At 38.5% G+C, this 18,121-nt stretch carries 18 protein-coding genes and 1 riboswitch; of the genes, 12 read left to right on the top strand and 6 right to left on the bottom strand.

Annotated elements, in window-relative coordinates; all coding sequences use genetic code 11:
* Window positions 1-17: 17 nt before the first annotated feature.
* The gene (glnA, locus tag BK575_RS19985; protein ID WP_078413103.1) at window positions 18-1,352 is read left to right on the top strand and encodes a type I glutamate--ammonia ligase; all 1,335 of its coding nucleotides are present in this window, start codon (window positions 18-20) and stop codon (window positions 1,350-1,352) included.
* A gap of 311 nt (window positions 1,353-1,663) precedes the next feature.
* On the opposite strand, the gene BK575_RS19980 is transcribed toward glnA, so the two are convergent.
* Both BK575_RS19980 and BK575_RS19975 read right to left on the bottom strand, forming a co-directional pair.
* Complete coding sequence (locus BK575_RS19980; protein ID WP_078413101.1) at window positions 1,664-2,020, bottom strand: response regulator; 357 nt, start codon at window positions 2,018-2,020, stop codon at window positions 1,664-1,666.
* An 89-nt stretch (window positions 2,021-2,109) separates the two neighbouring features.
* Window positions 2,110-2,198, bottom strand: a riboswitch (cyclic di-GMP riboswitch).
* A gap of 477 nt (window positions 2,199-2,675) precedes the next feature.
* Complete coding sequence (locus BK575_RS19975) at window positions 2,676-3,776, bottom strand: GerAB/ArcD/ProY family transporter (protein WP_078413099.1); 1,101 nt, start codon at window positions 3,774-3,776, stop codon at window positions 2,676-2,678.
* 112 nt (window positions 3,777-3,888) lie between these two features.
* Here BK575_RS19975 and BK575_RS19970 point away from each other — a divergent pair, with 112 nt between their 5' ends.
* A complete protein-coding gene (locus BK575_RS19970; protein ID WP_078413097.1) occupies window positions 3,889-4,191 on the top strand; it encodes a hypothetical protein in 303 nt (100 codons plus the stop codon).
* Window positions 4,192-4,458: 267 nt separating this feature from the next.
* Here the strand turns inward: BK575_RS19970 and BK575_RS19965 are convergent, their stop codons facing one another.
* From BK575_RS19965 to lexA, 3 genes are all read right to left on the bottom strand, one after another.
* Window positions 4,459-4,950 (bottom strand): CBO0543 family protein, encoded by a 492-nt coding sequence (locus BK575_RS19965; RefSeq protein ID WP_078413095.1) that lies wholly within the window; start codon window positions 4,948-4,950, stop codon window positions 4,459-4,461.
* Between the two features lie 411 nt (window positions 4,951-5,361).
* Window positions 5,362-6,813: a magnesium transporter CorA family protein gene (locus BK575_RS19960; protein ID WP_078413093.1), complete on the bottom strand. Its 1,452-nt coding sequence runs from the start codon at window positions 6,811-6,813 to the stop codon at window positions 5,362-5,364.
* Between the two features lie 397 nt (window positions 6,814-7,210).
* Window positions 7,211-7,834 (bottom strand): transcriptional repressor LexA, encoded by a 624-nt coding sequence (gene lexA, locus BK575_RS19955; protein ID WP_078413091.1) that lies wholly within the window; start codon window positions 7,832-7,834, stop codon window positions 7,211-7,213.
* A gap of 145 nt (window positions 7,835-7,979) precedes the next feature.
* Between lexA and yneA the strand changes: the two genes are divergently transcribed.
* The 8 genes from yneA to BK575_RS19915 all read left to right on the top strand — a co-directional run bounded on the left by yneA (window position 7,980) and on the right by BK575_RS19915 (window position 16,352).
* Complete coding sequence (yneA, locus tag BK575_RS19950) at window positions 7,980-8,309, top strand: cell division suppressor protein YneA (protein WP_169907923.1); 330 nt, start codon at window positions 7,980-7,982, stop codon at window positions 8,307-8,309.
* A 21-nt stretch (window positions 8,310-8,330) separates the two neighbouring features.
* Window positions 8,331-8,987 carry a YneB family resolvase-like protein gene (locus BK575_RS19945; RefSeq protein ID WP_078413087.1) on the top strand — a complete coding sequence of 219 codons (657 nt, stop codon included), beginning with the start codon at window positions 8,331-8,333 and terminating at the stop codon, window positions 8,985-8,987.
* A 205-nt stretch (window positions 8,988-9,192) separates the two neighbouring features.
* Window positions 9,193-9,426, top strand: a complete 234-nt coding sequence (locus BK575_RS19940; protein WP_078413085.1) for a DUF896 domain-containing protein — start codon at window positions 9,193-9,195, stop codon at window positions 9,424-9,426.
* Between the two features lie 236 nt (window positions 9,427-9,662).
* Complete coding sequence (gene tkt / locus BK575_RS19935) at window positions 9,663-11,669, top strand: transketolase (protein ID WP_078413082.1); 2,007 nt, start codon at window positions 9,663-9,665, stop codon at window positions 11,667-11,669.
* 147 nt (window positions 11,670-11,816) lie between these two features.
* On the top strand, window positions 11,817-12,260 hold the full coding sequence (gene sirA, locus BK575_RS19930) for a sporulation inhibitor of replication protein SirA (RefSeq protein WP_078413080.1): 444 nt from the start codon (window positions 11,817-11,819) through the stop codon (window positions 12,258-12,260).
* An 84-nt stretch (window positions 12,261-12,344) separates the two neighbouring features.
* On the top strand, window positions 12,345-12,557 hold the full coding sequence (locus BK575_RS19925) for a YneF family protein (protein WP_078413078.1): 213 nt from the start codon (window positions 12,345-12,347) through the stop codon (window positions 12,555-12,557).
* Window positions 12,558-12,833: 276 nt separating this feature from the next.
* Entirely contained in the window at window positions 12,834-14,579 is a 1,746-nt protein-coding gene (locus BK575_RS19920; protein WP_078413076.1) for an ABC transporter ATP-binding protein, read from the top strand.
* Window positions 14,580-14,582: 3 nt separating this feature from the next.
* Complete coding sequence (locus tag BK575_RS19915) at window positions 14,583-16,352, top strand: ABC transporter ATP-binding protein (protein WP_204524875.1); 1,770 nt, start codon at window positions 14,583-14,585, stop codon at window positions 16,350-16,352.
* A gap of 33 nt (window positions 16,353-16,385) precedes the next feature.
* Here the strand turns inward: BK575_RS19915 and BK575_RS19910 are convergent, their stop codons facing one another.
* A complete protein-coding gene (locus tag BK575_RS19910) occupies window positions 16,386-16,559 on the bottom strand; it encodes an aspartyl-phosphate phosphatase Spo0E family protein (protein WP_078413072.1) in 174 nt (57 codons plus the stop codon).
* A 210-nt stretch (window positions 16,560-16,769) separates the two neighbouring features.
* On the opposite strand from BK575_RS19910, the gene BK575_RS19905 reads away from it, so the two are divergent.
* On the top strand, window positions 16,770-17,477 hold the full coding sequence (locus tag BK575_RS19905) for a cytochrome c biogenesis CcdA family protein (protein ID WP_078413070.1): 708 nt from the start codon (window positions 16,770-16,772) through the stop codon (window positions 17,475-17,477).
* A 153-nt stretch (window positions 17,478-17,630) separates the two neighbouring features.
* Window positions 17,631-17,990 carry a response regulator gene (locus BK575_RS19900; protein ID WP_078413068.1) on the top strand — a complete coding sequence of 120 codons (360 nt, stop codon included), beginning with the start codon at window positions 17,631-17,633 and terminating at the stop codon, window positions 17,988-17,990.
* Window positions 17,991-18,121 lie beyond the last annotated feature (131 nt).

Raw genomic sequence — 18,121 nt, 5'->3', positions numbered from 1 at the left:
AAGGGGAGGACAAAACGATGGCAAAGTACACGAAAGACGATATTGTAAAAATCGTTCAAGAGGAGAATGTAAAATACATTCGTCTCCAATTTACGGACATTTTAGGTACAATTAAAAACGTAGAAATTCCAGTGAGTCAATTAGAAAAAGCGCTTGATAACAAAATGATGTTTGACGGCTCTTCTATTGAAGGTTTTGTACGTATTGAAGAGTCTGATATGTACTTGTTCCCTGATCTTGATACATTCGTTATTTTCCCTTGGACTTCTGAAAAAGGAAAAGTAGCCCGCTTTATTTGTGATATTTATAATGCGGATGGCACACCGTTTGAAGGGGATCCGCGCAACAACTTAAAACGCATGTTAAAAGAGATGGAAGCGTTAGGGTTCACGGACTTCAACTTAGGGCCTGAGCCGGAGTTCTTCTTGTTCAAGCTGGATGAAAAAGGCGAGCCAACATTGGAATTAAATGATAAAGGCGGTTACTTCGACTTGGCACCGACAGACTTAGGTGAAAACTGCCGTCGTGATATCGTATTAGAGCTTGAAGAAATGGGATTTGAAATCGAAGCGTCCCACCACGAAGTAGCACCTGGGCAACACGAAATCGACTTTAAGTATGCGAATGCATTAAAAGCTTGTGATGATATTCAAACATTCAAGCTTGTTGTTAAAACAATCGCTCGTAAGCACGGCTTGCATGCGACATTCATGCCAAAACCATTGTTCGGTGTAAACGGTTCTGGTATGCACTGCAACTTATCTTTATTCAAGAATGGTGAAAATGCATTTTATGATACAAAAGGCGATTTGGAGTTAAGTGAAACAGCTAAACACTTTATCGCAGGTATTTTAAAACATGCGACGAGCTTTACAGCTGTAACGAACCCGACAGTAAACTCTTATAAACGTTTAGTACCGGGTTATGAGGCTCCTTGTTATGTAGCATGGTCTGCACGTAACCGCAGCCCGTTAATCCGTATCCCGGCTTCCCGTGGATTGAGCACACGCGTTGAAGTGCGCAGTGTCGATCCGGCTGCTAACCCATATTTAGCATTAGCTGTATTATTAGCGGCAGGTCTTGACGGAGTCAAAAATAAATTAGCGGCTCCAAAACCAGTTGACCGCAACATTTATGTAATGACAAAGCCAGAGCGCGAAGCAGCCGGTATCGTTGATTTACCAGCAACTTTAGCAGAGGCATTAGACAACTTAAAATCAAATGAAGTCATTGTCTCTGCATTAGGTCAGCACATTTTTGAACACTTTGTAGAAGCGAAAGAAATCGAGTGGGATATGTTCCGCACACAAGTTCACCCTTGGGAGCGCGAGCAGTACATGTCGATGTATTAATAGCCAAACCCCTTGACACCATTGGTGTTGAGGGGTTTTCTTTATTTTGGTCACGGTCTTATCGTAATAAGCTTCGCTTTGAAATATTGCACGAAATATTAGTATAAAAAATTTTTATTGAAATGCGTTATCCAATTTTATAAGAAATCTTGTTAATAAACAGTTTTTATTTGTAAGAGAATTTGAAAAACCCAAAAGCTGTTATGGTGTAAAAATGAAAAACAACGAAGAAAAATAATTTTCAATATTATTGGTTGTTAAAAGACAACTTTGTTTATTAAAAAAGCATCCCTTATTAGGAATGCAAAGTGTTACTTTAGATTTTGTAGGACTGGGATTAAATTATCGAAATAAGGCTTAATAATAAAATCTTTAGCCCCGTATCTTAAGGCTTCCATAATTAAATGTTTTTGTCCTAATGCAGAACACATAATAACAATTGCGGATGGATTCATCTTTTTAATCTTTTGTAATGCAATCAGTCCATTTGTACCTGGCATGGTGATGTCCAATAAAACAACATCGGGGAAATATAGTTGATATTTCTCGACTGCTTCATTACCATTAGCAGCGTCCGCGATTACCTGGTAACCATTTTGAACTAATATTCTTCCTAACCAAGCTCTCATAAACATAGAATCATCGGCAATAAGTGCAGTTTTGCTCACTCTAAATAAGTCACCTTTCTAATAAAATAGGCAAATTTAGAAAGGAATAATTATTAAAACTATACAAAACCACTTTAACAACAAGTAGTTTTGGCAACCCGGCCACCATGGTAATTGCTATTACTTTAGGTCCGTGGCTTTGCGTCTCTCACTTTCGTGAAATTTGCCCTATGCTTATAATACTATAAATGATGATGAAAAATGTAGAAACCTGTATTGTTTAAGTAAAATAATTAATTAGTTTGGCAATCAAATAATAATTTCATAAGAAATTACAACGATAATCATAGCTCCTTGTTTCGAGATCTTTTAGAGTGACGATAGAGAAACGCTACAATGTTCGGAAAATTGAAATGGTTATCATCCAGTGAAGTGGCATTGGTAAATAAAACTGGGACAAAACAGTGGATTGTTCAAATATGATGCAAGGGGAGTTGTAGTTAAACCAGAGATTGCATAAAACCCCACTTTTTTAGGCAGCTATCAGGCTTCTTCAGAAGCCGAAAGCGTTGATGTATCAACAATTTATAAAAACGTGCATAAAGCGATAAAAACGGCCATTGTGAAACCTCTTGGGAGACACTAGGTTTCACAGTGGCCAATTTCCTGAACAGATGGTTATATTAACTAAATTTGTATATAGTATGCATAATTTTTAGGATGATGGAGAAGTATGCTTTACTTTTCGCATCAATAGATATCCGAAAAAGAGAACAGGGATGTAGACATAGTTTTGATAAAATGCAATTTTTCCATTCCAATCTCTTATGAGATCCCACTCTTGACTATCATCTATAATATTGGACATCACTACAATAATAATCATAAAGAAGATAAGTGGATATTTTTGTTTCACTTTAAACATGTTTTTTGTTAAACGGCTCGCACACCATAAATGCTGAATCACTGCTGGTGCAATCACGAGCACCCAGGTGGAAACAAATATTGTTTCAAGACGTTGGATGGTACTAAACTCTAGATTAGAAGCCATTGTTAAATATGGCCAAATAAGTGTAGTTAATTGCTTTTCGCTATAAAAGATGAAGCACATGAAGGCAGTAAGCAAATATAACAAGGTGGTGGCGGCGTTTCCTAGATAAGCATAACTCTTCGACTTTTGGCCTTCTTTAATAAACGGATAATACACTAAGATCGTTTCAAATCCAGCATAACTAAAAGACATGGATGTTGTAGCATCCCAAAGTTCTTTCATCGTATGAGTAGGAATCAACGAAAGATTTCCAAAGTGAGCATAACCGAGTGTAAAAAACATCGGAAGAATAATGGCAAAAGTAAACATCACTTTAAAGAAACTCATTCCAGCCATGACGCGAAAGCCTCCTGCAATGGTGTAATAAAGGAGGGCCAAAATTAAACACGTTGGAATCCATGTTGGGAGATCAGGAAATATCCATATTTGAAGCAGCCTCACATAATCACGTAAAATGGCTAAACCTGACCATGTAAATTCAATGATAAATAAAGATGTAAATAATCTTCCCAGCCATTTTCCGTAAACAAATTGATGAACTTGTGAGATATCCTGATGTTCATACTTCAACATCCTGAACATAAAAAAGAGGGAAAGGTGAGCCATCAGACCAGCTAATACTATACCAATCCAACTATCATAGCCTGCCTCTTTTACAATCGACCGTTGAAAGAGTAAAATACCTACCCCTACTTGAGAGGAATGAATCAGAAAAAACAACAAAAAAGAGTTCACTTGAAAGCTCGGTTTGACTTGATTTGACATGCTCTCTTAAAATCTCCCTTAAGCTGAGCTAGAATTTTTTATATCATGTAATGATTATTATTATCCTTTTAACGATAAGAACCTATACATAGCCCGCTATTGATTATGTGTTATGGCCCTCCTTTGGCCTCTTTTATTGTTAACGGCAATCTTACACATTGTTACGCTTATTCTTTCAATTAAGGAGAACGAAAAGAGACACGGCAGTATCTTAGGGATTGTTACTTCTGTACTCGCATGGATTCCTTTCCTGGGAATGGTCATGCACATCGCCAGTACAATTGTATTAATGATGGATGCGGCAAAAACCAAAAGTGATGTTCATTTTTTCGATCATGACGATTATCACGATCGTGGTTATAACTATGATTTTGGTGATTCTTCTGGCAGTGATTCAGGGGGAGGAAGTGATTAAAATCCAAAATGGTGCCTGTCACTACTCGGGTTTATTGAATGAACAGACATATGGGAAGTAGTAGGCTTTAAGTTATAGGCTATGATGTTGATTTTCAGTATTTTTTGACTTATTCATGCAAAATAACCATTTTGCAAGCTTTTAGTGGACACTGAAAGTGAATGAAAGGAAAAGTAAATATCCAGAAAATTCATTTTTCTTTTCCTTTCGTCCAAAGGGGTGGATCAAATGAGGTTTGATTTGCCAAGCATTACACGTATGGTCGCATTATGCACTATCTTTCGGGAATTCATTTTTAAAAAAATGTCTATAGTGTAAACGAGATATGTAATAAGTAATCCATATCGTGATAAAACTCCAGTGCCAATTCCATTTTTTATATGTAATCAGTTTAGTATATTTAACAGCAATCACTTCAAAAACAGTAATAAGTGAAATGTGGAAAAAGTAGTATAGAGCTTTTATGAACAAATTTCTTTTTTCAGGATAGTAAAGATTAAAGAGAACAGCTAGTGAGGGATAAACAAAATATTCAAAAGTGAAACTAGATTTATTTGATTTCCTAAATAAAAGTCGATAGGGATATTCAATCAATCCTTTCTCTACTACAAGCAATCCGAAAAACCAAGTTATCACCTGATTAAACAGAAAGGGTACTTGTGCGTGGCGAATTTTATCCTTAGGTACAAATCGAATTAATAATAAAGCGGTAATAATCCAAGAAGAGATTAAAATGGTTTTTTCTGCTTTGTGTGCCAATGTAAAGCACTCCTTCCTACGGTTTAAGCACAATGGATTCTTTAATACGTAATGGTATGACATTGCCAAGTGAAAGTTGAGTTGTCCAATTTAGACCTTTAATCTCTGCCTGAAAAGTGAAAAAATGATATGAAAATATGTACGTTATTAAGATAAGTTGACGTATTTATATATTTGTCGAATAGAGTCGAATTTATGCAAAAAATGGAATATTTACAAAAAGAGAAATGGATAAAAGAAAAAACTTCTTTATTTCATCAGGGAATCTTTTCATGGAAGGTATCTTTGGATTTCAGTGTTAATAGAGCTGATGTTTTAAATCCATCAGCGATATCGCTATATTAAAAAAAGAAGATGAGAAACCATCTTCCTAAAAAATCTTATATATCTATGGAAGGACTTTTACATTTTTCATCTCTCTTCGCCTTCTCGCTTTTTTAGAAATTCCTTTACAAGCTTAAACACCGCTCCAATTGCCATGGCAATGCCTAAAATGATTCCAGATACAGCGACAACCAAGGAAATATACTCAAATAATGAGTAATTGGCCAGTTTTGCCCAATCAATTTTTCCTTTCCAATCCTCAATGACGAGATTCATTCCATAGATTCCTGAGATAACGGTATAAATCGTTAAAATCAGAAGCAGATAATTATTTCGTTTGTCTGCCATTTTCTCTTGATTTTGATAAAGAGTAGACAATGTTTCTTTTACTTCTTTGTAAAGAGAGTTAATATGAAAAACTTCTTTAAAGGCTTGGGAAAATTCCTGACCTTCTGTTCGGGAGCTGATTTCTGAGAAAAGATATTTAGCTGAAAAAACTGAAATAGATTTAATCAGCTTTTCAACATTATCTTGATCTTTTTCAAAATTTAACGTGGAATACTCATATGTTAATTTTAATAAAACAATCTTATAAAAGAAATGAAGCAGTAAATTGTAATAATTTTGCCCAAACCATTCATTACCGATGGCTGTCGCTTTGACACAGGGTGAAAATGTAAGACAGCTGAAAGCATGATCACTTATAGTGTAATACGTTTCAGGCGCCCATCTTTTATGAACGTGCTTATCAACATAATTTTGGATATAATCCATGTTGTGGGCAGAGATGAATAAATGGCCTTCTTTATCGTAGCTGTTAAGCTGGCCTGTGCGAAATAAATTGACATCATCCATTTCGCATTGATTGTCCAATTCCATATAGCCGATGGCATACATTCTTTCATCCACAAAGTAAGGAAGGCTGCCAAAGTACGTGGATTGTTTTTTACCGCGATCCACAAACGGAACAATAAAGGAAAAGAGATGTGAAAAAATATACTTTTGAACGGTTTTAAACGTTTCCCCGCAGCAAATGATATTGGCTGCTCTTTGCTCTGCCAGCTTCGGTTCCAATACCCGGAAGTGATTCATGAAATCCAGCACATCCGAGTAGGATGATTCATCTTTATTTACTTCTGTTCGAATAGTCATGATCCCAATGTCAAAAGGACATAAAATAATATCGACAGAGTGTATGGAAAATGGAATGTCATGATGTTTCGTTTTGAGCACACAACTATGATTGAGGGATTTGGAAAAACGAAGCAGTCCCGGATCGTTTTTGGCTTGTGGGAACAGCATCTGCTCAATATACGGCAAAAAGTACTGGTCAAGGCTTGAATGAGAGACGTGAAATCCATCACCGTAAAAAGCATTCTCCAATTCCTCGTTTTCGAGTGTATAAAAGTGAAATCCTTCGTTTCCAAGCAGCTTTATTAAAGATTGCTTTTCTTTTTTTAGAATAGAAAAGGGAAAGAGAAATTGAGGCATTGCTTTATGGACACGAAGAGGCTGAATGTTTATAGAATGTTTTGTCATTTTTTTACCTCGCCTATATTATTCAATCATCTATCTATCCATCCCCTTTAATTTTGCCATCTAAACCTTTTTGTAAAAGGCTGTTTTCGCAAACTTTGTTGCTATTTAACAAGTAGTGGGGAGTGGTTGATTTCCGCCCCAGGTTGCTCGCTTTCCGCGGGGCGTGCGGTGAGCCTCCTCGGCTTACAGCTTGTGGGGTCTCTGTCCCGCTGCTCCCGTAGGAGTCTCGCACCTTCCGTTCCAACCAACATAAACGGTTATCTTTCAAGAAACCTATCTAAAAACAACAATCTTTTAGAACAGAGCTTTGTAAAAAAAGAGGCAATGGGAAAAGTGGATTTTCCCATTGCCTCTTTTTTTATTGTGCGAATGATAACAGATTATGGCGAGCACTTTCTTAGTGAATAGAACGGTATACGCCAATTACCTTCCCTAAAATGGAAACGTTCTGTAAAATGATTGGTTCCATTGTAGAGTTTTCAGGCTGAAGACGGATATAATGCGGTTCTTTAAAGAACCGTTTAACTGTCGCTTCGTCATCTTCTGTCATAGCAACTACAATGTCTCCATTGTTTGCCGTTTGTTGTTGACGGACAATGACATAATCACCATCCAAAATCCCTGCTTCTATCATACTGTCACCCATGATTTCAAGCATGAAGATATGATCTTCAGGAGCTGCGTATTTATCAGGGAGAGGGAAGTATTCCTCTACATTCTCAACAGCGGTGATAGGCTGGCCAGCGGTGACTTTTCCGATAATCGGCACGTTAATAACATTGGCTTTAGCAATATGGTTGGTTTCATCCGTGTCTAAAATCTCGATAGCACGCGGTTTGGTTGGGTCTCGGCGAATTAATCCTTTGCTTTCCAGACGGGCGAGATGACCGTGGACAGTAGAGCTTGATGCCAACCCGACTGCTTCTCCGATTTCACGCACAGAAGGCGGATAACCTTTTGATTTTACTTCCTCTTTAATGAAACTTAAAATCTCTTGTTGTCGTTTTGATAACTTTGTCATTCTCTCACCTCAAATCAACGACTTTGTTAAGTTCATTATAACATGGATAGATAACAGATACAAACATAAGTTCGAAAATGTGTTGACTAAAAACAAATGTTCGTATTAAAATAAGAACAGACATTCTAATAATGAGGTGATGAAGATGAATAAAACAGTAAAATCCTTTACATATTATGCGATGTTTTTTATGATTTTAGCAGTATTTACATACGCTGTAACATCTTTTGCGAAAGGTCCCGACCTCGAAAGCTATGCAACTATTACAATTAGTGCCGGAGATACGCTTTGGGAATTGGCACACGAATATAAAGAGCAGCACAAGTTATCAGCTGCCGAATTTGTGGAATGGGTAGAGGCGAAAAATAACATTCAATACAAACCGATTGTGCCTGGGGAATTGATCTACGTTCCCATTCTAAAGAAGGATTTTCAAGAGGGGTCGATGTTCGCTAGTAATGATGTTCGCCAGTAATTAGGAAAGCAGTGATATATATTGAAGGCCATCATTTATTGTCGGGTAAGTACGGAAAAAGATACACAAGAAACTTCTCTAACACGTCAAAAGGAAGAACTGCTGCAGCTTGCTGAGCGGTATTCGTTTGAAGTGGTTCATACAATAGAGGAAAAGGCAAGCGGATTTGATGTTGATCGTGACGGGATGATGGAAGTCATTGAAGTAGTCCAGCGGGAACAGATTGACATTCTGCTTGTCCAAGATGAAACAAGACTCGGGCGGGGGCATGCTAAAATTGCTTTATTGCATTTTTTCGTAAAAGAAGGCATTCAAGTATACACGATTAGTCATAATGGAAAGCTTCATCTGTCGGAGTCAGACTCCATGATGCTTGAGATAATTAGTATTGTAGAAGAATATCAGCGCAAGCTGCATAATGCCAAGATTCGCAGAGGGATGAAGCGTGCGGTCGAAAAAGGCTACCGACCTGAAAAAAATTTGAAAAATGTAGGGGAAAATGCAGGGAGAGACCGCAAAGACGTTCCGATAGAAGAAATTATTCGTTTACGTGGCAATGATTTAACGTTCGAAGAAATTGCAGCGACATTAAGGGGCTTTGGATATGATGTTTCAAAAGCAACTGTTCATCGTCGTTATCGAGAGCATATGGAGAAAGAAGACGAATCGCTTGCCTAGATGTCAACGGTTTAGTAAGATGACTACATATATTAAAATGTGTGTTCAAGATGGAGGATAAACAGAGTAGGGAAGTGAAAAGGAGCAAATCTTACGATGTTTATGCGTAACAAGCGCCAAAGCAGACCGCTGCAAAAATTCGGCTATCACTTTCTCCGTACTTTTTGAACAACCTCTTTAAGAACTATTATAAGGAGCTAGTTTCATGTTATCAGCAGAAAAAATTGCACGCATTAATTTTTTATCTAAAAAAGCAAAAGGGGAAGGATTGACAGAGGCAGAAGCGTCTGAGCAGCAAGCTCTTCGTCAGGAGTACTTAAAAGAGTTTCGAAAATCGATGACAAACCACCTTCACTCCATTAAAGTCGTCGATGAAAAAGGAACAGATGTTACTCCGCAAAAGCTTAAAGACAGTAAAAATAAGAAAAATTTACATTAAGTCATTCTGTTATTCCAATATGCATTATATATGAATAGCAAAAAGAGAGTGTGTTAAAAAGATGAAATCCATTCTTTAACACGCTCTCTTTTAATTTTAAGGCGAGTATATTTATACTCTATTCCACAAAAAATGTAAAAGTGGTAGCAATTTTGTGTGAATTGTTGTACAAAATAAGTAATCATTAGTATGATAGTGATTGAAGAACAGCTCTAATACTGAAAGGGTGGAACAAGATGGAACATCGTATTGAAGATTTATCGATTGCAACGATTCGTACTCTATCAATCGACGCAATTGAAAAAGCAAACTCAGGTCATCCAGGAATGCCGATGGGAGCGGCGCCAATGACTTACACATTATGGACACAGTTTATGAACCATAATCCGAAAAATCCAGAATGGTTTAACCGTGACCGTTTTGTATTATCAGCAGGACATGGTTCAGCTTTGTTATACAGCTTATTGCACCTTGCTGGCTATGACGTATCAATGGAAGACCTTAAAAACTTCCGTCAGTGGGGAAGTAAGACACCCGGACATCCGGAGTTCGGCCATACACCTGGGATAGAAGCGACAACAGGTCCATTAGGACAAGGAATTGCCATGGCTGTTGGAATGGCAATGGCAGAGCGCCATTTAGCTGCTACATACAATAAAGAAGAGTTAGAAATTGTGAACCATTTTACATATAGTGTATGCGGTGACGGTGATTTAATGGAAGGTGTTTCAGCAGAAGCGGCTTCATTGGCTGCTCACTTAAAATTAGGCCGTTTAGTTGTATTATACGATTCTAACGATATTTCTTTAGATGGTGAATTAAACCTTGCCTTCTCTGAAAATGTGGAAGAACGTTTCAAAGCGTATGGCTGGCAAGTCATTCGTGTAGAAGACGGCAACAATTTAGAGGAAATCGCCAAAGCACTAGAGGAAGCGCAATCTGATTTAGATCGTCCGACATTAATTGAAGTGAAAACCGTCATTGGTTACGGTTCGCCAAATATGGCCGGTACATCTGATGTTCATGGTGCACCTCTTGGAGCAGATGAGCTGAAGTTGACAAAAGAAGCCTATAAATGGACATTTGAAGAGGATTTCCATGTTCCACAAGAGGTATATGAGCATTTCCGTTCTGTCATTGTGGAAGCTGGAGAAAAGAAAGAGCAGGAATGGAATCAATTATTCGCTCAATATAAAGAGAAATATCCAGAATTAGCCAAGCAATTCGAAATGGCTGCAGCAGGTAAGCTTCCAGAAGGATGGGAGCAGCAATTGCCTTCATATGAAGTAGGTTCAAGCCTTGCATCACGCGCTTCTTCAGGTGAAGCATTGAACGCGGTAGCTAAAGCTGTTCCATTTTTCTTCGGGGGATCTGCGGATTTAGCAGGCTCCAATAAAACGACGATTAAAGGTGCAGAAGACTTCCAGGCGACTAATTACACCGGCCGAAATATCTGGTTTGGCGTTCGTGAATTTGCCATGGGTGCGGCTTTAAATGGCATGGCGTTACACGGCGGCTTAAAAGTATTCGGTGGAACATTCTTCGTATTTTCGGATTACTTGCGCCCAGCGATTCGTCTTGCAGCATTAATGAAGCTTCCGGTGACGTATGTATTCACACATGACAGCATCGCTGTTGGAGAAGACGGTCCAACACATGAGCCGGTTGAACAACTTCCATCTCTTCGCGTAATGCCGGATTTATCTGTCATTCGTCCAGCAGATGGTAACGAGACGGCTGCCGCTTGGCGTTTAGCGGTAGAATCGACAGATAAACCGACTGTTCTTGTCTTAACACGCCAAAATCTTCCAACTTTAGAGGGGACAAAAGAGCGCGCGTATGAAGGCGTATCAAAAGGTGCTTATGTTGTATCGTCTGCTGGTAAAGACCAAGCAGATGTGCTGCTTCTTGCAACAGGCTCTGAAGTAAGCTTAGCGGTGGAAGCACAAAAAGCATTGGCATCGGAAGGAATTCATGCTTCAGTTGTCAGCATGCCTTCATGGGATCGTTTTGAGGCCCAATCGGCAGAATACAAGGAAAGTGTTATCCCGAAATCAGTGAAAAAACGTGTAGCGATTGAAATGGCTTCTACACTTGGCTGGGAACGCTATACTGGTGATGAAGGAACAGTAATCGGCATCGACCGTTTCGGTGCTTCTGCTCCCGGTGAATTAGTGATGAAAGAGTACGGCTTTACAGTAGAAAATGTCGTAACAAATGTTAAACAATTATTAAATCAGTAAGAGTGAAAAGCGAGCCGCGGATTTTTTGCGGCTTGTTTTTTTGTTCTTATTCGACAAAAAGAGTGCTGCATTTTTCCGCGAATAGACAAGCGTTGCATCTCCTCCGTTATACAATGGGGATATAGAATATATAATGGAGGGAAGTCTATGAGGAAATATGATATTTACCTAATAGAAGATGAATTTGCACTTCATTATTTTCAAAAAGAGCATTTAATGTACCGGCTGTTTGCGGAGTATAAAACGTCCGGTGTTGATCGTGATAGATATGTAAAAAAACAAATTGAGTATATAACGAAAAAAATTCCCATCTTACAGCTGCGCTGGATGCTTGAAAAAAGATTAGGGAAAGATCCTAACTGGACGGCTTTATCCGACAAAGAGTATAAATATGAAAAAGAAAATAGTAAGGCAAGGTTAGAATTGGCGGGAGATTTTATATTCATGGAAGCGGAAGGAACAGTGGAAGCAGAAACCGTATTTTTTGAAGTGCTGCGAAAGCTTAACCCTTGTTTTTTGGCTATGAATTATGCTGATCATGTGTATGGATGGCTTAACCCTGTTAAACAGCGAAAATTTTGCATAAAATAAAGAGAAAATCACGTTCACATATTGTATAATGACTTTTGGTTTAGTACACTGTAATGTAGACAACACGAAGGAGGAAGTAGTACTATGTGGCAACTTATTCTAGTCGGTGTTCTAGCATTATTAGCTGGGATCGCACTAGGATTTTTCATCGCTCGTAAGTATATGATGAGCTATTTAAAGAAAAATCCGCCAATTAACGAGCAAATGCTGAAAATGATGATGGTGCAAATGGGAATGAAGCCGTCGCAAAAGAAAATCAATCAAATGATGTCAGCAATGAACAAACAAATGAAATAAAGATTGATATGACACTCTACTAACGGTATAGAGTGTCTTTTATTTTCCCAAGGGAGCAAAGCCCTCCCCAGGAGGGCTTTGCTCCCTTAAAAAAATTGCCATGTTTAATCCAGTAAAAAATGAGAGTTTTGTTGGGCGATTCATTTTATAAAAAACTTTTTCATATATCTTAAGGAGTTGTAACTATTTATCATTTTTTAAAGGATGATTCATTCCGAAAATATTTTGAAAATTAATTAAATTCATGCGGTTAATTGTAAGAGGTGAGTTAATAACATGAGCATTTTTAAAGATTTATGGTGGTTTTTTAAATTGGAGAAAAGGGCGTATATTGCTGGAGTCGGCTTGTTGTTGATTGTAGCATTATTGGAGCTCATTCCGCCAAAGGCAGTGGGTTATGTCGTGGATGGAATACAGAACGGCACCTTGACCCTATCGAAGCTCTGGAAAGTGCTGCTTTTTCTGAGTATAGGGGCTCTCTTGACATACACAGCCCGTTACATATGGCGTATCATGATTTTTGGGGCCTCCGTCCGTTTAGCGAGAAAACTTCGTAATCAGTTATTTGAGCATTTTACAAAGATGTCGCCTTCTTTTTACCAGCGTAAGCGTGTAGGAGACCTGATGGCACATGCGACTAATGATTTGCAGGCCGTTCAGCAAACAGCAGGGGCAGGTGTGTTAACCCTGATTGATTCCATTATTACAGGAGGATTTGTACTGCTGACGATGGGGATTACAATCAGTTGGAAATTGACACTTATCAGTTTGATTCCGATGCCGTTCATGGCTCTTTCAACGACCTATTACGGGAAAATTCTACATAAACGATTCCATAAAGCACAGGAAGCTTTTTCTGTCTTAAATAATAAAGTACAGGAAAATATCAGCGGGATTAAAGTCATTAAAACATTTGGGGAAGAGTCTAATGAAATAGAGGATTTTAATAACCAATCGAGAGACATTGTCACGAAAAATATCGCGGTAGCAAAAGTTGACTCCCTATTTGACCCTACTATTTCCCTTATTGTTGGGCTTTCCTTTTTCCTGTCTCTCGCATTTGGGTCCAGAATGGTCATTCAAAATGCAATGACTCTGGGAGATTTAATTTCGTTTACAACATACTTAGGCTTGCTTATCTGGCCGATGCTTGCTTTTGGCTGGTTGTTTAACATACTGGAGCGGGGAAGGGCTTCATATGACCGAGTTTCTTCTTTATTGGCGGAACAGCCGGACGTTGTCGAACAACAGGGAGCCATTGAAAGTTCTCCAAAAGGTAGTCTTGATGTAACCATTCAGTCATTTGGTTACACCGAACAGCAAATGGTGTTAAAGAATATTTCTTTTCATTTAGAAAAAGGAAGAACGATGGGGATCATCGGAAAAACGGGCTCAGGAAAAACAACACTATTGAAATTGCTTGTGCGGGAATTTGGAGGATATAGGGGAGAAATCCTTATAGCTGGACGTTTGATTGAGGAATACTCTTTTAATGCCCTTCGCTCATCAATCGGCTATGTGCCGCAAGAACATTTTTTATTTTCCGCTACCATTGCTGATAATATTGCCTTCGCTTTCCCGAAAGCCACATATGAGAACATCCGCAAAGCAGCTGAGACAGCTCAAATCCATCATGATATTCAAGAGTTTCCTTATCAATACGAAACGATGGTAGGGGAAAAGGGAGTGTCGTTATCAGGTGGACAAAAGCAGCGTGTTTCTATTGCCCGGGCTATATTGTTAGATCCTGAACTTCTTATTTTGGACGATTCGTTGTCTGCAGTCGATGCGAAAACAGAAGAGGCCATTTTACAATCGCTGAAGAAAAATCGACAAGGAAAAACAACAATTATTACTTCCCATCGTCTGAGTGCCATCCAACACGCCGACTTGATTATTGTCCTGAATGAAGGTGAAATCGTTCAAAGCGGGACACATAATGAATTAATGGAGAAGGAAGGTTGGTATCACGATATGTATGTTCGTCAGCAGCTCGAAAACCAAGTGGAGCTTGGAGGATAAATAATGAAAGATACGATTTCGAAAGAAGAGCAAAAATATGTATTGAAAAGGCTGCTCGAATTTGCCAAACCTTATCGGAGACCGTTTTTTCTTGCTTTCTTGCTGCTCTTGGCTGCGACCGTTGCCGACCTTTTAGGTCCCATTCTTATTAAGGTTTTTATTGATGACTATTTGACACCAAAAAAACTCGATGCTCCGCCCCTTATTTTATTGGGGGCTGCTTATTTAGGACTGCATATTTTAAAGGTCGTGGTCCAATATTTTCAGCATGTAAAATTTAATGAAATCGCGCTCCACATTATTCAAGACATTCGTGTAGATATCTTCTCAAAAGTGCAAAGAATGCCGATGAAATATTTTGATGAAACACCGGTAGGGAGCATTGTTTCGAGAGTTACAAATGATACAGAAACAATTAAAGAGATGTTTGTGGATGTAGCCGCTTCTTTTGTGCAAAACAGTTTCTTTTTGGTCGGTATTTTCATCGCCATGTTTTATTTGAACGTAAAACTGGCCATGTTTTGTTTACTGCTACTTCCTATCCTATATGGGTTGATGAAAATGTACCGCCATTTCAGTGCCATTTTTTATTACCGGATGCGTGAAAAACTTAGTCAATTGAATACAAAGCTGAATGAGTCGCTGCAAGGGATGAATATGATTCAAGTATTTCGCCAAGAAAAGCGTCTAATCCGGGAATTTGCGGCCATCAACGAAGAACATTATATGGCAGGATTGAAAAATATTAAGCTGGATGGTTTGCTGCTTCGTCCTGCGGTCGACCTGATCTATATATTCGCTTTAATGCTCGTTCTTGGCTTTTTTGGTTTTTCATCTCAAACAAGTCCCATTGAAATCGGTGTTCTCTATGCATTTGTTAACTATTTGGAACGGTTTTTTGAACCGGTCAATCAAATGATGATGCGTTTATCCATTTATCAGCAAGCAATCGTCTCAGCATCACGCGTTTTTGATTTATTGGATGAAGTAGAAACAGGTTTTGTTGGAGGGAAAAATGCCCCTGACTGTATTCATCGGGGTACGATCGCATTTAAAAACGTCACATTTTCCTATGATGGACAGCGGGATATTTTAAAAAATATTTCCTTTGAGGTAAAGGAAGGAGAGACGCTTGCTCTTGTGGGACATACGGGCAGCGGGAAGAGCTCAATCATCAATTTGCTGCTTCGGTTTTATCCGATTAAAGCGGGGGACATATTAATTGATGGCCATTCTATTTCGAGGATAACCAATGAAGAAATTCGCAGGAAAATCGGATTGGTGCTGCAAGATCCTTTTTTATTTGCCCGAACCTTAAAGGAAAACATCATTATGCATGATCAAACGATTCGGCAAGATGAGGTAGAAAAGTCAGCACAGCTTGTGCAAGCCCATTCATTCATTGAATCGCTTCCTAACAAATACGAAGAATATGCGGCAGAACGGGGAGCGAATTTTTCAAGCGGCCAGCGTCAATTAATTGCTTTTTCGCGAACCATTGTCCGAAGCCCTAAAATTTTAGTGCTGGATGAGGCGACAGCGCATATTGATACAGAAACGGAAGAAGCTATTCAAACAGCGATGGAGCGAATGAGAGAAGGAAGAACGACGATTATCATCGCTCATCGCCTATCCACCATTCAAAATGCCCACCAAATTATCGTTCTTCATAAAGGAGAAGTAGCAGAAAGGGGAACTCATCAAGAATTGCTGGAGAAACAAGGTTTGTATTATAAAATGTATTTGCTGCAAAATGGAACGGCAAGAACATAGAGAGGGTCAATAGAAAAACACAGCCTTCTCATTTTATGGAGAAGCTGTGTTTTTACGTAAGTATCGTTCATTATATAAGTTCAAAAGAGTATCTAACTCCTGGCTATGGCGAATAGTCTGACTGGAACTAAAACCGTTCAGTTGAACAATTCGGATGAGTTCTTCTCTTTTCTTTTCGATTTGCTGCAAAATCTCATGTTTGGACACAAACTCGATTCCCTTCTTTACTGGCTAACTTTTTCCTAATTATACAAGATAATGGTACTTATTAAAAGATTTTTCAATTCATGATCATATAAAAAGGGTAATGAGACTAAAAAAGTTTCAAACATTGTTAACACTTTTTTTGCAGATGGCCCTCGTTTCTGTCGTATATTTGGTAGAATAGAAGTTGGAATGTTAAAAAGGGGTGCGATTATGACTGACATTAACATATTTTTAGCTTTTGGCGCCGGTTTTCTTTCCTTTATTTCTCCATGTTGCCTGCCGTTATACCCTGCTTTTCTATCTTATATAACCGGTGTATCCGTCAGTGAAATTAAAGAAGAGAATGCCATGCTGCAACGAAAAAGTTTATTACATACTTTATTTTTTTTAATCGGTTTCTCTTTAATTTTTATTGCCATTGGATTTGGTACATCTTTTATTGGAAAGTGGTTCATGAACTACCAGGACCTTCTTCGTCAAGTAGGGGCCATCTTCATTATTTTCTTCGGGCTGGTTATCATCGGTGTTTTCCAACCGTCCTTTTTAATGAAAGATAAAAAGCTTTCGTTTACAAATAAACCTTCAGGCTATATCGGATCATCGGTCATCGGGATGGCTTTTGCTGCAGGCTGGACTCCTTGTACCGGTCCGATTTTAGTTTCTGTTATTGCTTTGGCAGCAACGAATCCTGGGTCAGGGGTTTTATACATGACAGCTTATTCTTTAGGATTTGCCATCCCGTTTTTCCTGCTGTCCTTCTTCATTGGAAAAATGAGCTGGATAAAAAAACACAATACTGCGATAGTAAAATTTGGAGGGTATTTGATGATTGCTATGGGAATCATCCTGTACTTTGATTGGATGACTAAAATTATTGTTTATACAAGCAGTGTATTCGGCGGGTTTACGGGTTTTTAATCATGCGAGAATTGTCAAATTATTTTTATTGAAAAAAAACCATTATACTGATAAATTGGAAATAGTTTCTTGTGATAAAAGTCCCGTTTGCAAAATAGAAAATGGTATAAATGGATTGTTTATATAAGGGTTGTTGTGAAATGGGGGAAAAAAATGGCAACAGTGGTAATCGTCGACGATGCCAAGTTTATGAGAAAAACATTAACAAGCATTTTACAAAACGCGCAATATGAAGTGATCGGAGAAGCGGAAAATGGCCAAGAAGCCGTTGAGCTTTACCGCTCTTTAAAACCAGATTTAATGACAATGGATATTACGATGCCTCAAATGAGTGGGATTGAGGCAGTCAAGAAAATAAAGGAAGAGTTTCCAGATGCGAAAATCGTGATGTGTTCTGCCATCGGCCAGCAAAAAATGGTTGTCGAATCCATTGAAGCAGGCGCGAAAGACTTCATTGTGAAGCCTTTTGATGAAATTCGTGTTCTTGATGCAATAAAAAGGGTGTTGGGGTAAAAATGGCATTGACCTCGAACATGTAATAAGCGGATAATGCCATGAAACGAATCGTCATGAAGAGCCTGTGAAAGAGATGCGCTCTAGTGGCGATTTTTTGTTTGATTGTTTGTACAAATAATGAATACGAG

Source organism: Priestia abyssalis, assembly GCF_002019595.1.
Lineage (GTDB): Bacteria > Bacillota > Bacilli > Bacillales > Bacillaceae_H > Bacillus_BA > Bacillus_BA abyssalis.
This window is presented reverse-complemented; position numbering and strand designations above follow the sequence as displayed.